12 protein-coding genes are annotated in these 14,530 nt (G+C 61.3%); 8 read left to right on the top strand and 4 right to left on the bottom strand.

Going from position 1 to position 14,530, the window contains the following annotated elements; all coding sequences use genetic code 11:
* The first annotated feature begins 261 nt into the window (after window positions 1-261).
* From QBK88_RS20775 to QBK88_RS20795, 5 genes are all read left to right on the top strand, one after another.
* Window positions 262-1,596, top strand: a complete 1,335-nt coding sequence (locus QBK88_RS20775) for an OprD family outer membrane porin (RefSeq protein ID WP_277963525.1) — start codon at window positions 262-264, stop codon at window positions 1,594-1,596.
* Window positions 1,597-2,039: 443 nt separating this feature from the next.
* Window positions 2,040-2,927 carry an AraC family transcriptional regulator gene (locus QBK88_RS20780; RefSeq protein WP_445764973.1) on the top strand — a complete coding sequence of 296 codons (888 nt, stop codon included), beginning with the start codon at window positions 2,040-2,042 and terminating at the stop codon, window positions 2,925-2,927.
* Window positions 2,928-3,199: 272 nt separating this feature from the next.
* Window positions 3,200-3,763: a (2Fe-2S)-binding protein gene (locus QBK88_RS20785; RefSeq protein ID WP_277963555.1), complete on the top strand. Its 564-nt coding sequence runs from the start codon at window positions 3,200-3,202 to the stop codon at window positions 3,761-3,763.
* A complete protein-coding gene (locus QBK88_RS20790) occupies window positions 3,763-4,758 on the top strand; it encodes an FAD binding domain-containing protein (protein ID WP_277963526.1) in 996 nt (331 codons plus the stop codon). Before QBK88_RS20785 ends, QBK88_RS20790 begins: the two co-directional genes overlap by 1 nt.
* Window positions 4,755-6,983 carry a xanthine dehydrogenase family protein molybdopterin-binding subunit gene (locus tag QBK88_RS20795; protein WP_277963527.1) on the top strand — a complete coding sequence of 743 codons (2,229 nt, stop codon included), beginning with the start codon at window positions 4,755-4,757 and terminating at the stop codon, window positions 6,981-6,983. Before QBK88_RS20790 ends, QBK88_RS20795 begins: the two co-directional genes overlap by 4 nt.
* 110 nt (window positions 6,984-7,093) lie before the next feature.
* Here the strand turns inward: QBK88_RS20795 and QBK88_RS20800 are convergent, their stop codons facing one another.
* A complete protein-coding gene (locus QBK88_RS20800) occupies window positions 7,094-8,290 on the bottom strand; it encodes an NADH-dependent flavin oxidoreductase (RefSeq protein WP_277963528.1) in 1,197 nt (398 codons plus the stop codon).
* Window positions 8,291-8,683: 393 nt separating this feature from the next.
* On the opposite strand from QBK88_RS20800, the gene selD reads away from it, so the two are divergent.
* Together selD and mnmH are read left to right on the top strand one after the other, a co-directional pair.
* Window positions 8,684-9,718, top strand: a complete 1,035-nt coding sequence (gene selD / locus QBK88_RS20805; protein ID WP_277963529.1) for a selenide, water dikinase SelD — start codon at window positions 8,684-8,686, stop codon at window positions 9,716-9,718.
* Window positions 9,718-10,809, top strand: coding sequence for a tRNA 2-selenouridine(34) synthase MnmH (mnmH, locus tag QBK88_RS20810; RefSeq protein WP_277963530.1), 1,092 nt, complete (start codon window positions 9,718-9,720; stop codon window positions 10,807-10,809). The genes selD and mnmH overlap by 1 nt, the downstream gene beginning before the upstream one ends.
* A 40-nt stretch (window positions 10,810-10,849) precedes the next feature.
* Here the strand turns inward: mnmH and QBK88_RS20815 are convergent, their stop codons facing one another.
* A complete protein-coding gene (locus QBK88_RS20815; protein ID WP_277963531.1) occupies window positions 10,850-11,905 on the bottom strand; it encodes a permease in 1,056 nt (351 codons plus the stop codon).
* Window positions 11,906-12,139: 234 nt separating this feature from the next.
* Here QBK88_RS20815 and QBK88_RS20820 point away from each other — a divergent pair, with 234 nt between their 5' ends.
* Window positions 12,140-12,760 (top strand): cell wall hydrolase, encoded by a 621-nt coding sequence (locus tag QBK88_RS20820; RefSeq protein WP_277963532.1) that lies wholly within the window; start codon window positions 12,140-12,142, stop codon window positions 12,758-12,760.
* Between the two features lie 22 nt (window positions 12,761-12,782).
* Here the strand turns inward: QBK88_RS20820 and QBK88_RS20825 are convergent, their stop codons facing one another.
* Both QBK88_RS20825 and QBK88_RS20830 read right to left on the bottom strand, forming a co-directional pair.
* On the bottom strand, window positions 12,783-13,583 hold the full coding sequence (locus QBK88_RS20825) for an alpha/beta fold hydrolase (RefSeq protein ID WP_277963533.1): 801 nt from the start codon (window positions 13,581-13,583) through the stop codon (window positions 12,783-12,785).
* A gap of 66 nt (window positions 13,584-13,649) precedes the next feature.
* Entirely contained in the window at window positions 13,650-14,525 is an 876-nt protein-coding gene (locus QBK88_RS20830; protein ID WP_277963534.1) for an alpha/beta hydrolase, read from the bottom strand.
* Window positions 14,526-14,530: the final 5 nt, after the last annotated feature.

Below are 14,530 nucleotides of genomic sequence, written 5' to 3' on the forward strand. Positions count from 1 at the left end.
TTAGTGCCAACCAGTGATCGCCGTTGGATATCGCGATCACGATTGGTTTTCGCCGCCCCCCGATAACCGGCGTCTATTATGATCGTTTTTTTTAAATTGGCTCTGGGGACTGGATCTTTATAGTGGGCAGCCGGGTTATGTCGAATGCTGCCGCGCCCACTAAAACAATAATTAAGATGTCTGCGGAGAATGCTGCCCAGGCCAGGCAACCTCCGCTTTTATCTGCCCTCATGCGTTTAATCCAATGCAGTAGGAGCGGTAATGAGGAAGCTGATAGCTGTTGTTTTTCCTACCCTGTGTTTTTCAGCTGCACACGCTGCTGAGGATGTTGAAAAAGACTTTGTCGAGGATACGCACCTGACGCTGGATCTTCGCAACTTTTATGCTGAACAACGGACGCTTGAAGGCAGTTCACTGAGCATTGCCAAAGGCACCGGAAAAGAGCTCACCAGTCGGCGTACTACTTGGGTACAGGGCGCGATGCTCAACCTGGTCACCGGGTGGACGCCGGGACTGGTAGCCGTTGGCTTTGACGCTTCTTTCTTTGGCGCAACACTGCTGGAACGGGGTAAAGGTCGTATCGCGGGTGGCGGCGATCGAGTTCCCGTGCAGAACGATGGTACGCCGGTCGATGACTGGGGCCATCTCGGGGTGGCTGATGCCCGGGTGCGTGTGAAGGGTACTGAGCTCAAAGCAGGGCGATTCAGCCTCAATACGCCCGTGCTCTGGCCCAAGGACAACAGGGCTATTCCCCCCACGTTTCAAGGCGTTCACCTCAAGAGCACTGACATCCCCGGCATGAACGCGCAGGTAGCCTGGTTCGATCGAGTGCTGGGGCGAACCAGCTCCAACGCGGACCGGTTTGTCAGTACCTACGGTAATCCCAAGTACCATGGGGATAGCCTGTTCATTGCCGGCGTCGATACATTGCCCTGGCACAGCGTCACGGGCAGTTTATATTTCAACCGCTATGAAAATGCATGGGACCGATACCATGCGGGACTGACTTCGGTTGGCAAATTCGGTGCATGGGGCTCGCAAACCAAGCTCGCGTACTACAGCACGCACGATCAGGGCAGTCGCCAGTTGGGCTATATCGACAACAGCTCTGCCAGTATCTCGCAAACGCTCACATTTGGCCCCCACTTGATCAGTGCGGGCTATCAGCAAGTGTTTGGAAACGAGTTTTTCGATTATCCGCAAGAAACAGTCGGCAACTACAACCCTGTACAGTACTACTCCGATTTCAACGGCCCGAACGAAAAGGCAGCCATGATTCGGTACGGTTTGGATATGGCGCCATTCGGGGCTCCAGGGCTTGGGTTTACGACCTGGTATGCCAAGGGTTGGGACATTGATGGCACGCATTACGATGGTGATCGCAACGGGGCGCACTTGGGGTATGGGGTCCGTAGCCTGGACGGCGCCAGTCATTGGGAGGTTGGCATGGGCGTGAAATATGTCGTCCAGTTCGGAGCGCTCAAAAACGTTACGCTACGCCCCGCCTGGTATCACCACCGGGCCAGGGGAGGGCAGGTGGACGGCAACTATGATGAATGGCGTCTGGTGACCACCGTACCCATCAAGCTCTTCTAGGCTCTGTATGAAATGCATCCCAACTCGGCCATGCTGCGTTGAAAACTTACATTCCGTACTCCGTTTAGGCTGATTTTATTGTCGATTCGAGCAACCCCCTCTCTCTGCAACACGAGGTTACAACTATGCGGAATAGCACCGCCTCGTCGAAATAGGCAATAACGCGCTCTTTATGGGCAATCGCTTTCGCCTTTCCGGATGCATACTCAAGGTCATAGTCGCGGCTGTCGCGCCCGACCGGCATGTGGCTCGGCACCGCGCGGGCCCGGGGTCGCTTGCCCGCATCAATGCCCCGATTGGCCTGAGTCTGGGGAGTAAAGCCGCCGCTGCAAACGCCTAGCCCCTCATGGCCGATATAGTCCGCGTCAGCAATGGAGTAAACCGTGGCCCACTTTAAGGTTGCATCCAACGAAGTCTCTCTGGCTCAGAGCACCTCGGGTGCGCTGATTGGCACCAATACTCGCAAGCTCGCCGATGCAGTGAGCCAATTTGCGCGAACCGATGGTGATGTCGAGACGGCGATTCCTGGCCTGAGCCTGCATCGGCGCCATAAGCAGACCTTGCCGCTGCATTGCATTTACGGCTTGGGGGTGGGGTTGACCCTGCAAGGGCGCAAGCAGGTGGTTGTCGGGGAAGAAGTAGTGACTTACTCACCTGGCCAGTCGATGGTGACGAGCGTTGATCTTCCGGTGATTTCGAATGTAATCCAGGCCAGCGTTGCCCAGCCGTTTCTCGGAATGATGCTGACGTTCGATAGCCGCACGGTTGTACAGATTGCTGAGCGTCTCCAACTTTCGCAACGAATCAAGGATGACGGGTTCAAACCTGTGACCGTGAATGACCTGGATGCCGGCGTGCTAGGAGCGCTCGAGCGCCTGGTCGCACTGCTCGACGAGCCAGCGTTGATCAATTCAATTGCACCGTTGGTCACGGAAGAAATCATCATCAGGCTGCTGCTGGGTGCGCATGGGCCGCAAATGCTTCACGTCGTCAGCGTCGGTTCCCCCAGCCAGCACATTGCCAAAGCGATTGCCTGGCTTAAGCTTAATTTCTGCCAGACGTTGCGTATGGACGATCTCGCTGCCACGGCCCACATGAGTCCTTCGACTTTTCGTCAGCATTTTCGCTCGGTGACGGGCATGAGCCCTTTGCAGTATCAGAAGCAACTTCGCTTGCAAGCGGCGCGGCAGTTGATGCTGAGCGAGAAGGTCGATGCCAGCAGTGCGGGAGGGCTGGTGGGGTATGAAAGCTCGTCCCAATTCAGCCGTGAATACAGCCGTCTCTTCGGCGAGCCGCCGCAACGGGATATCAAGCGAATGCGTTTGCAGTAGAAAACACGCTGACGACGGCTTTCGGGTTGGATGTCAGTGCAAGTTGGCAGCTTGAAAAAACGGGCGAGGTCAGGGGCCAGACGTGCTTCTCGACATGAACCGCCCTATGGATGTCAGCACCGTGATCTGAACCATAAGAAGCCAATGAGGACCCTACCATGACCGAACCGACCGGAAAAAACAGTCCAGACTCAGACAGCCCTGGTCAACTGTTCACCGAGCTGACAACCCCTTCGCGCCGTCATTTTCTTCGAACCATCGGCATTTCCGGTATGGCCGCCGCTACCGCGCCGGTATGGGCCCAGGCGGCCCAGTTGGAAGCGCCTGTCGATGACAGCGAAAAGCCGCTGGCCAAGGGCGAGCAGCGCATTACGTTGAAGGTGAACGGGCAGCCGCACACGCTGAATGTTCCTGGCAATGCAGTTCTGTTGGACGTGCTGAGGGATCGGCTCAAGCTGACGGGCACCAAGAAAGGCTGTGACCATGGCCAATGTGGCGCCTGCACATTGCACATCAACGGCATTGCGGTGAACAGCTGCCTCTCGCTGGCCGCCATGCATCAGGGGGATGAGATCACCACCATCGAAGGCCTTGAGCACGATGGGCAACTGCACCCTATCCAGGAAGCCTTTTGGGCCCACGATGCATTTCAGTGCGGTTATTGCACTTCCGGTCAAATGATGACAGCCGCCGCGATCATCAAAGACCCGAACATCGGTGCCGATGATGCCAGCGTGCGGGAGGCCATGAGCGGGAACATCTGCCGTTGTGGGGCCTACAAGAACATCCTTGCCGCTGTGCAGGATGCCCGAAGCAAAATACAAGGAGCCAGCTGATGAGAGCCTTGGAATATACTCGCGCTACCAGCACTGAGCAGGCGATTTCGACGCACGCCCGTACCGAGGCGACGGCATTCCTGGCCGGTGGTACAACGCTGCTTGATTTGGTGAAGCTGGACATCATGCAGCCGGATCGTGTCGTGGATGTACACACGCTCGCCTTGAATCAGGTCGAAACCCTGAGTGATGGCCGCACTCGTATTGGCGCGATGGTCACCAATACTCAGCTGGCTCATCACCCGCGAATCAGAGAGCAGTACGCGGTGCTCTCTCAGGCGCTTCTTTCCGGCGCTACGACTCAATTACGCAACAAGGCAACCACTGCCGGCAATGTGATGCAGCGCGTGCGGTGCAACTATTTTCGCGACGGTGTTTCTGCCTGCAATAAACGCGTTCCAGGTTCGGGCTGTGCGGCCATTGATGGTCATAACCGCAGCGTCCATGCGGTGCTCGGTACCAGCGACCAATGCATCGCGACTCACCCCTCCGATATGTGCGTCGCGATGGCCGCCATCGGTGCCACGGTCGAAGTGCAAGGGCCCTCGGGCAAGCGTGAGATCGACTTTCTGGATTTCCACCTGTTGCCCGGCAGCACCCCCTGGAAAGAGCATGCGCTTGGCCCTGACGAGCTGATCACCCATGTGACCCTGAACGCCCCGCTGGGGAACAGCAAGTCGGGCTACCTGAAGTTGCGCGACCGCGCTTCCTACCAATTCGCCCTGGCCTCCAGCGCGGTGATACTGGTGATGGATGGCCAGGTCATCCGAGAAGCCCGTATCGCCCTGGGAGGCGTCGGGACCAAGCCATGGCGTGCTGTAGAGGCGGAGCGAGCGCTACGCGGGGCCACAGCAACACCGGAACACTTCGCCAAGGCAGCGGCAATCGCTTTGCAAGGGGCAAAGCCCTACGCACATAACGCCTACAAGATACCTCTCGCAAAACAGGCCATCGTGCGCAACCTCATGGTAACCGGCACAGGAGCTATCGCATGAGTGACTCAATCATGGGGGCCTCCCCGCGTCGCATCGATGGTCGCCTGAAGGTAACCGGCCGTGCGCAGTACGCCGCTGACCATCACCCCGAGGGCATGGTCTTCGCTTATGGCGTCTACAGCACTGTGGCAAGCGGCTCCATCAAAGCGCTCGATATCACCGCAGCTCGCCAGTCGCCTGGCGTGATCGAGATACTGCACCACGGTAACTTTCCCCAGGCATTTCACACGTCGCCGGTGCCATTCTCGCTGTCCGGTGTGCTGACGGGATCACGTACGGATGAGAAACGTCTGCCCTTTGAAGACAACGTCATTCGGTATGCTGGACAGTTTGTCGCCCTGGTAGTCGCGGATACGTTCGAGCACGCGCGCGAGGCAGCGCTCAAGGTCAAGGTCAGTTACGCCAGTGCAGCCACATTCGCCAATTTGCAGCAGGGTTTGAAGCAGCGGGCGGCTGCGGATGGTGGCAAGGGTCATAAACGAGGGGACCCTGCCGCAGCGTTTGACCAGGGTGTGCAGACGGTGGATGCAACCTATACCACTCCCTGTGAAACCCATAATCCGATGGAAATGCATGCCACCGTCGCGGAGTGGAAGAGCGGGAGGCTGGTCGTCTACGAGGCAACGCAATCGGTGGTCGTTCACCGTAATACCCTTGCCCAGGTATTCGGCTTGCCGACTGAGCATGTCGAAGTCAGGGCGCCGTTCATTGGCTCCGGCTTTGGCGGCAAGCTTTGGATATGGCCGCACTCGGTCGCCGCGTGTGCGGCTGCCAAGGTGGTGGGGCGTCCGGTTCAACTGGTCGTGCCGCGAGCGCAGATGTTCACAACGGTCGGGCATCGTCCTGAAACCGAACAAAGAATGCGGTTGGCTGCCGATGCCAACGGCAAGCTGGTTTCGCTGCGACATGAATCGCTCAACACCACTGGCTTCGGTGATCAGTACGTGGAGAATTGTGGCGGGATGAGTGCGAGTCTCTACGCCTGCGCCAATGTCGAGATCACCCACGGGACGGTGCAGGTCAATCGAGGCGCCCCCACATCGATGCGCGCACCCGGTGCAGCGCCTGGCCTTTTCGCGTTGGAGTCGGCTATCGATGAATTGGCAGAGAAGTGCCGCATGGACCCACTCGCATTCCGCCAGCTGAATTGGGCGGAGCAAAATGGCCAGGAGAACCTGCCGTGGTCAGGCAATCATCTGCGAGAGGCTCTCGAACAGGGCGCGGAGAAATTTGGATGGGCCCAGCGTACTCCCGGCATTGGCAGCATGCGCGATGGCCATGAGGTTATCGGCTACGGCATGGCGCAGTGCAACTGGGATGCCTTCCGTACTCCTGCGAAGGCCCGCGTATCGCTGAAGTCTGACGGGCGCGCCGAGGTGTATTGCGGCGCCCAGGATATCGGGACCGGGACCTACACCGTCATCGCGCAATGCGTCAGCGACATCACGGGGTTGCCCCTGGACAAGATTGTGGTGGAGTTGGGCAACTCATCTTTCCCACCTGCTCCTGTCTCCGGTGGATCGTGGATCACTGCCAGCGTGCTGCCTGCGGTCGCCGAAGCCACCCGCGCCGCACTCACACAGCTCAAAAGCTTTGCGTCGTCAGCGGAGGGAGGGCTTGCCAATGCGAAGCCCGAAGCCATCAACGTGAGTAACGGTCGGCTGGACGATGGCAGTACCAGTCTCGGTTTCGCCGATGTGCTCAACCGATTGAAAATCGCCAGCGCCGAGGGCGAAGCACACACCGGCATGGCCGATACGGCGAAACATGCCTTTGCTTCGTTTGGTGCCCATTTTGTCGAGGTCCGCTGGGATCCGGGTATTTCTCGGCTGCGAGTGTCGCGAGTGGTCAGCGCTATTGACGTGGGCAAGATCATCAACGCCAAAACCGCACGTAACCAGGTGGAAGGCGCCATTGTCATGGCCATCGGTATGGCGCTGTTCGAGTCCGCCGATTACGACGAGCGTAACGCCATGCCGGTGAACAACAACTACGCCGAGTACGTGGTTCCCGTCCACGCGGACCAGCCGGAGATCGATGTGATCCTGCTGGACTATCCCGACTACAACCTCAACGAGTTCGGTGCGCGCGGGGTGGGGGAGATCGGTGTGACAGGCCTGGCCGCTGCCGTGGCCAACGCGGTCTATCACGCGACCGGGAAACGGGTACGCGACTTGCCCATCAGCCTTGAGAAGCTGATGGATGAGGGGCATCAGGTCGCTTAGGCGTGATGGCCATACGGGGCGAAGATCTCTCATTGGGGACTTCGCCCCTTAGCGCGGTTGCTGCGAGTTGAGCCGCTATGTAATCGAGGCGATTGATGGGGCGGCGCTTGTCAACTGGCCCGGACGTTGAACCATCCCACTGTTCCCTCGATCTCCTTCCACAGCTTTGGCGGGATGGCAATGCGCGACACATCACTCGCGGCTATATCAAGAGAAATATGCTCTTCCTGCTGCGTTCGTGCGAGTGATAGCCAGTCAGGATTCATTATCAAGCCTTGTCCCACGGCCACTAATGACAATCCGGCTGCAATAGCCGACTCTGCCTCTTTAGGCGTACGGATCTGTCCTGCGGCTATCATCGGTATGCGTGCGCCAAGATGCCCCGACACAATGTCTACCAGCGTCCGACCTTCATCATCCCCAATCGGGCGGTCCTCCAACGCGTTGCCAAGCGACGCATGAAGGTAGGTGATACCGGTCTCGACCAGCTTGTCCACGAACTGTAATGATTCATTAAGCCGCAAGCCATCTTGATGCGATTCTTCCAGCGAGATCCTGTAACCGAGCGCGAACGGACGATCTGCATGCTCTTCAATAACACGATTGACCTCTTGAACAACCGCTATCGGGAATCGCGTACGTCCGTCGAGCGAGCCCCCCCAACGATCTTGTCGAATGTTGAAATGAGGTGACAGGAAATTTTGAAGCAGAAAACCGTGTGCGCCGTGCAATTCCACCCCATCGAAGCCAGCTTCGATGGCTCGGCGTGTGGTTTCGCCGAATGAACGAATGACGTCGAGTATCTCGACTTCGTCCATGGCCCGTGGCGTCATCGCGGGCGCAAATGGCCCGGCGTCGCCGGTCACTGCGCTTGCAGCAACGATCTCTGGGACAAGGTCTGGACGGGTTTTGACACCAGCATGGAAGATCTGAAGGATTGCCGGAGCGCCTCCGCTTTTAGCTGCGGCGGCCAGATTTTTGAGGCTAGGGATAAAGGAGTCATCATGCGCAGCAAACTCGCCGGTGAACCCGACACCGTTGGCGTGAACATGTGTGCATCCAGTGATGACCAGCCCGACATCCTTGGCGCGCAGGCGGTAATAGGCGATCTCTTCGTCCGAGACCGTACCGTCTGTATTGCTCGCCCAGGTGGTCATGGGGGCCATGACGATCCTGTTACGCAGGGGCAGGCCCGGAGCCAGCTCGAACGGCTGAAAAAATGATGCTGTTTTCAATGTCGACATCCACTGTGGGTAGTAATTGGCGGACGGATGACCACGGCTTGAACGGCCAGATTCATTGCCCATTACGCGTAATTGTCCCTGTTTAACGACGGCGAAGGTTGCTCAGTTCGAGGCCAAGGTTGCCTAAACTGATGGATGCGCGGGTTGGTCGGCACATAGGGGGGAGAGCTGTGTATGCAGGTGCCTGAGTGCCCATGGCGCGGGGTGCTTGCAAACAGGCGCATAGCTGGAGCCGTCCGCGCCACGCCGGTGAAGCCCCACCCAGCCACTGTTCACCCATCCAGCCCCTGTAGAAAAAGTTGTCCCCGGAAATCGTGAGTATCTCTGTGGATAAAACGACGAACCCCTGCAAAACCGGGGTCAGAGTCGATGTGATGAAATAATGACCAAACGTTGCGCCCGCAGGCTTCCTGGCCCCTCTGATAAACTGTACCGATTGACCAGAGGGCCCCGTCCATGAGTGAACCGATTCGCCTTACCCAGTACAGCCATGGCGCCGGCTGTGGCTGCAAGATTTCCCCCAAGGTGCTGGAGGTGATCCTGGCCGGCAGTGGCGCCCAGAACCTGGACCCCAACCTGTGGGTCGGCAACGCTTCGCGGGACGATGCCGCGGTGTATGGCATCGATGGCGAGCGCGGGGTGGTGTCGACCACCGACTTCTTCATGCCCATCGTCGATGACCCGTTCGACTTTGGCCGTATCGCCGCCACCAATGCCATCAGTGATATCTACGCCATGGGCGGTGACCCGATCATGGCCATCGCCATTCTCGGCTGGCCGGTTAACGTGCTGCCGGCCGAGGTGGCGCGCGAGGTGATTCGCGGCGGCCGCGCAGTGTGTGACGAGGCGGGCATCACGTTGGCGGGCGGCCATTCCATCGATGCTCCCGAGCCGATCTTCGGCCTGGCGGTGACGGGGCTGGTGGAAAAGCGTTTCATGAAGCGCAATGACACCGCCACCCTGGGCAGCGAGCTGTACCTGACCAAACCTTTGGGCATCGGTGTGCTGACCACGGCGGAAAAGAAGGGCGTGCTGCGCACCTGCGATATCGGTGTCGCCCGCGACCAGATGTGCACCTTGAACAAGCCCGGCAGCCGCTTCGCGCGCCTGGCAGGCGTTACGGCCATGACCGACGTCACTGGTTTCGGCCTGCTTGGCCACCTGGTGGAAATGGCCGATGGCAGCGGCCTGACCGCGCGCCTGAATGCGGCGGCGGTGCCGCTGTTGCCCAACATCGAGTATTACCTGGACAAGGGCTGCGTGCCCGGCGGTACCCTGCGCAATTTCGACAGCTACGGCGAGCGTATCGGCCGCTTGAGCGCCCTGCACAAGTTGCTGCTGTGCGACCCGCAGACCAGCGGCGGCCTGTTGATCGCGGTCGAGCCCCAGGCCCGGGCCGAATTTCTGGCCCTGGCCAGGGAGCTGGGGCTGGACCTGGCGCCGATCGGCGAATTCGTGGCGCCGCAGGCCCACGCGGTCGAGATCCTTTGATGCGGGACAATTGCGTGGATTACCGTGGGCTGTTTCTGGCCGACACACCGCTGATGGATGTGCGCGCGCCGGTGGAATTCGAGAAGGGCGCCTTCGCCCACAGCCTCAACCTGCCGCTGATGAACGACAGTGAGCGCGAGCAGGTGGGTACTTGCTACAAGCGCCACGGCCAGCAGGCTGCCATCGAGCTGGGCCACCGGTTGGTGCAGGGCGAGCTCAAGCAGGCGCGCATCGAAGCGTGGGTAGACTTCACCCGCCGCCACCCCGACGGCTACCTGTACTGCTTCCGCGGTGGCCTGCGCTCGCAGATCACCCAACAGTGGTTGAAAAGCGAGGCGGGCATCGACTACCCCCGGGTGGTGGGGGGCTACAAGGCCCTGCGCCATTGCCTGATGGACACGACCGAGCAGGCCGTGCAGGTCTGTGATTTCGTGCTGGTGGGTGGCTTGACCGGTTCGGGCAAGACCGAGGTGCTGGCATGCCTGGGTAACGCCCTCGATCTGGAAGGCCACGCCAACCACCGCGGCTCCAGCTTTGGCAAGCACGCCACGCCGCAGCCGGGGCAGATCGATTTCGAGAACCGGTTGGCCGTGGATATCCTCAAGAAGCGCGACCGGGGCATCGACGCTTTTGTGCTGGAAGACGAAGGGCGTGCCATCGGCAGCCGCGCGGTGCCCCTGTCCTTGTACCGGCGCATGCAGGAGGCACCACTGGTGTGGCTGCTGGACGGCGTCGAGGAGCGTGTGGAGCGTATCCTCAAGGACTACGTGGTGGACCTGTGCGCGGAGTTCGTCCAGGTGCATGGCGTCGAGCAGGGTTTCGACCGGTTTGCCGAGCGCTTGTGCCAGAGCCTGGCGAGCCTGGTCAAACGGCTGGGAGGGGAGCGCTACCAGCGCCTGGCCAAGGCGCTGGACAGCGCCCTGGACGAGCAGGCCCGCGGCGGCGGGGTGGAGGGGCATCGGGCGTGGATCAGCGGGTTGCTGAACGAGTACTACGACCCGATGTACGCCTACCAGCGCGAGGCCAAAGGCGCCAGGATCGAGTTTGCCGGTGGCCGCGATGAAGTGCTGGCCTACCTGCGCGACCGCTGATGCCCGCCCCCTGCACGACCGGCGTTGTGTGGGGGGATGGTTACAACACCAGCGCGCCGATGAGCCCCGTGATCACGCCCACCACCATGGTCAGCACCGCCACCGTCACCAGCACCCGGCTGTCGAACGACTTGCGCAGCATCAGCAGCGACGGCAGGCTGATGCTGGGCAGGGTCATCAGCAGCGCCACGGCGGGCGCGGTGCCCAGCCCCAGGGTCATGAGGGTCTGCACGATGGGGATTTCCGCCGCCGTGGGAATCACGAACAGGGTGCCCACCACGGCCAGCGGTATCAGCCACAGCAAGCTGTTGCCCATGGCGCCGTCCACATGGGGGAACAGCCACACCCGCGCGGCGCCCAGCACCAGCACGGCCAGCACGTAGATCGGAATGGTGGTCCAGAACAGTTGCCACAGCGACCGCATCCAGCGCCCGAACCAGGGGCCCTGTTCAGGCTCGCTGGCCAGCTCGACGGCCGCCACGGCAGGCTCTGGCAACACCTCGGGGCGGGAGATGCGCTGGGCATACAGTGACACCCCCACCACCAGGATGACCCCCGCAATCAGGCGCACCGCGGTGAAGCCCCAGCCCAGCACGAAGCCCATGAACACCAGGGTGGCCGGGTTGAGCACCGGGTTGGCCATCCAGAAGGCCAGCGCCGCGCCCACGGACACCTGCTGGCGTCGAAGCCCGGCCACCACTGGCGCGGCGCAGCAACTGCACATCATGCCGGGCAAGGCGAACAGGCCGCCGCGCACGGTAGAACCCATGCCGGCCTGGCCAAAGGCACGCAGCAGCCAATCCCGAGGAATCAGCACCTGCACCAGCGAACCGAGGATCACCCCCAGCACCGCGGCCTTCCAGATCGCCAGGAAGTACACCTGGGCATAGGCCAGCGCAGCGGCCAGTGGCCCCTGCGCATGGTCGTCGATGATAGAGCCACCGATGCTGTGGTTGCTGGCCGCCACGAACGACTTCAGGTAATAGGGCGACCACTTCACGTAGTAAAGGCCGATCACGGCCACCAGCACGAAGGCCAGGGGTTTGAGCCAGAACAGCCGGGAGCGCTGTTGGGCGGGGGAGGTGAGGGTAGTCATCGGTGTGTTCCGGACAGGACGAGGTAAGTAAGGAGCCATTTTAGCTCAGGTTGCCTGCCAGCAGCGGGTAACGTGCGCGTGCCCATCAAACCCCGCGACGATGGTGAGCGCACTCAAGGTTTGTCCGCTACAGTGTTCACACCAATAAGGATAAAGCCCCGTCACGCCCGTGCACACGGGGGGAAACGGCGGTCTGAGGCAGGAAGCGTTCTGGCTCGCTCGGTGGGTTCGATCATGCGCTTTTCTCGTTTCGTCGCAGCCTCGGCATTCGTGTGTTGCTGTGGCCTGGCCCTGGCCGCCGACCCCTCTGCCAATCCGCAGCACACTATCGAAAAGGCCGAGGTCTTGGAGCACAAGGTCGCGGACAAGGACAGCGCACAGGCGCCGCCCAAGGCCGAGATCATCAGCAAGCCCGAGGCCCAGGCGGTGGACCCTGTCGGTGAAAAACCGGTGGATGACGCCCTGACCTGCCTGGCCCGTACGCTGTATTGGGAAGCCAAAGGCGGAAGCGCAGAAGACATGGCGGCTGTGGCCAATGTGGTGCTCAACCGGCTGGGCCATGAAGGTTTTCCGGGCACCGTGTGCGAAGTGGTGAAGCAGGGCGCCGACAAGAAAGTCTGCCAGTTTTCCTGGTGGTGCGACGGTCGCTCCGATGATGTGCAGGAGCCCGAGCGCTATAGCGTCGCCAAGGAGGTCGCACGCAAGGCGCTGAACCAGGAACTGCCCGACCGTACCCGCGGGGCCATGTACTTCCATGATCGCCAGGTCAAGCCAGAGTGGGCGGGGCAGTACCTGAAGACGGCCGAGTCGGGCAAATTCCTCTTCTACAAACCTCGCGAAGGCAAGGCCAGGTAGTCATCACGCCGCCGTCTGCTCGTCACTCAGCGTTCAGGCACCGGGTCACCACCCGTGCCAGTAACACCGGGTCGGTGAGGTAAGCCGCGTGGCCCTGGCGCGGCAGGGTGTAGAGCGTCAGCCCGCGCAGGCGGTCCACCAGGGCGGCGGCGCAGGTCAGGCAGGGGTCGTGTTCGCTGATCTCCCCCACCAGCAGGAAGGGTCTGGCCTTGAGTTGGCGGGCGTCGGTCACCGATGGCTTGATGGTGTCCAGCGCCGCGGCTTCGTTGACGAAGGCAGGGACGGTGGCGACCATGGCGGGCCACAGCGGGATGTGCTTCATTTGCTCCACCTGAGCGGCCGGCATGCGTACCACGTGCTTGAGGGCATGCACCGTGGCTGCTTCCAGCTCACCCTGAGCCACCAGGGCCTGCAACCGCGGGTAGTGTTCGCCGGTGGCGGGGCGGGGCAGGGAGTTGATGGGTTCGTACAGCACCAGGGTGCCGTCGAAACCGTCGCGCAGGGCCTGCATCAGGGCACAGCCGCCACCGAAGCTGTGGCCCAGCACAGCGGTGCCGGCGCCTGCCAGCTCGACCATCGCCGCCAGGTCATCCAGCTCGGCATCCAGGCTATAGGGGGCGTCGCCATAAGGGCTGCTGCCGCGGCCGCGGCGGTCGTAAAGGTACACGGTATGGCTGGCCGCCAGTTGCCGGGCGAACGTGGCCCAGTCGCTGGCCTGGGTGAACGCACCATGGCAGACCACCAGGGCCGGGCCTTGGCCCCAGCGCTGGTAGCCGATGGACGTCCCGTCGCGGGAGATGACAGATCCTTCGATGCACTTCATGGTCGCAGCGGGTCCTCGGGGAAAAAGTCGGGGCGCCAACCTAGCACACCCCGAGGCCCATGCAAGCTAGACGATGGCGTGCCCCAGTACGTCGATGATGCGTTGGGCGATGTGCTCCACATGGGTCTCCAGGGCAAAGTGCCCGGTATCCAGCAGTTCGACGTGTGCGTTGGGGTTGTCGCGGCGGTAGGCCTCGGCGCCTGGCGGAATGAAGAACGGGTCACCTTTGCCCCAGATCACCAGCGTCGGCAGCCGGGTGTCGCGGAAGAACTGCTGGAACGCCGGGTACAGCGTCAGGTTGTTGCGGTAGTCGTAGAACAGGTCCAGCTGAATCTCCTTGTTGCCGGGGCGCTCCATCAGCAGCGCGTCCAGGTAATACCCTTCGGGGGCGATCTGCTCGGGGTCGCTCACGCCTTCCACGTACTGCCAGCGGGTGGCTTCCAGGTTCAGCACGTTGTCATGCACGGCCTGGCGGTGTTCGGCCGTGGGCTCGGCCCAGTAGTCGCGGATGGGCGCCCAGGCATCGCCCAGGCCTTCCAGGTAGGCGTTGCCGTTCTGCGACACCAGCGCGGTGACCCGTTCCGGATGCGCCAGGGCCAGCCGCAGCCCGGTAGGGGCACCATAGTCAAACACATACAGAGCGTAGCGTTGCAGGCCCAGGGCCTCGACGAAAGCGCCCAGGGTCTTGGCCAGGTTGTCGAAGCTGTAGACGTAGTCGCGTTCGGCGGGCACTTGGGTGAAGCCGAAGCCGGGCAGGTCGGGCGCAATCACCCGGTAGTGTGGAGCAAGCAGGGGGATCAGCGTGCGGAACTGGTGGGATGAGCTGGGGTAGCCATGCAACAGCAACAGCACCGGTGCATCGGGGTGGCCGGCTTCGCGGTAGAACACGTTGACGCCATCGGCGTCGGCATGGTGGAAGTGTACGCGGGGAGCGGTGCTCATGGGGT

Source organism: Pseudomonas sp. RIT-To-2 (assembly GCF_029623465.1).
Lineage (GTDB): Bacteria > Pseudomonadota > Gammaproteobacteria > Pseudomonadales > Pseudomonadaceae > Aquipseudomonas > Aquipseudomonas silvicola.

Coding starts and splice junctions, on each gene's coding strand:
- QBK88_RS20820 (WP_277963532.1), top strand. CDS start 12,140: ATGCGCTTTTCTCGTTTCGTCGCAGCCTCGGCATTCGTGTGTTGCTGT.
- QBK88_RS20800 (WP_277963528.1), bottom strand. CDS start 8,290: ATGGGCAATGAATCTGGCCGTTCAAGCCGTGGTCATCCGTCCGCCAAT.
- QBK88_RS20795 (WP_277963527.1), top strand. CDS start 4,755: ATGAGTGACTCAATCATGGGGGCCTCCCCGCGTCGCATCGATGGTCGC.
- mnmH (WP_277963530.1), top strand. CDS start 9,718: ATGCGGGACAATTGCGTGGATTACCGTGGGCTGTTTCTGGCCGACACA.
- QBK88_RS20815 (WP_277963531.1), bottom strand. CDS start 11,905: ATGACTACCCTCACCTCCCCCGCCCAACAGCGCTCCCGGCTGTTCTGG.
- QBK88_RS20825 (WP_277963533.1), bottom strand. CDS start 13,583: ATGAAGTGCATCGAAGGATCTGTCATCTCCCGCGACGGGACGTCCATC.
- selD (WP_277963529.1), top strand. CDS start 8,684: ATGAGTGAACCGATTCGCCTTACCCAGTACAGCCATGGCGCCGGCTGT.
- QBK88_RS20830 (WP_277963534.1), bottom strand. CDS start 14,525: ATGAGCACCGCTCCCCGCGTACACTTCCACCATGCCGACGCCGATGGC.
- QBK88_RS20790 (WP_277963526.1), top strand. CDS start 3,763: ATGAGAGCCTTGGAATATACTCGCGCTACCAGCACTGAGCAGGCGATT.
- QBK88_RS20785 (WP_277963555.1), top strand. CDS start 3,200: ATGGCCGCCGCTACCGCGCCGGTATGGGCCCAGGCGGCCCAGTTGGAA.
- QBK88_RS20775 (WP_277963525.1), top strand. CDS start 262: ATGAGGAAGCTGATAGCTGTTGTTTTTCCTACCCTGTGTTTTTCAGCT.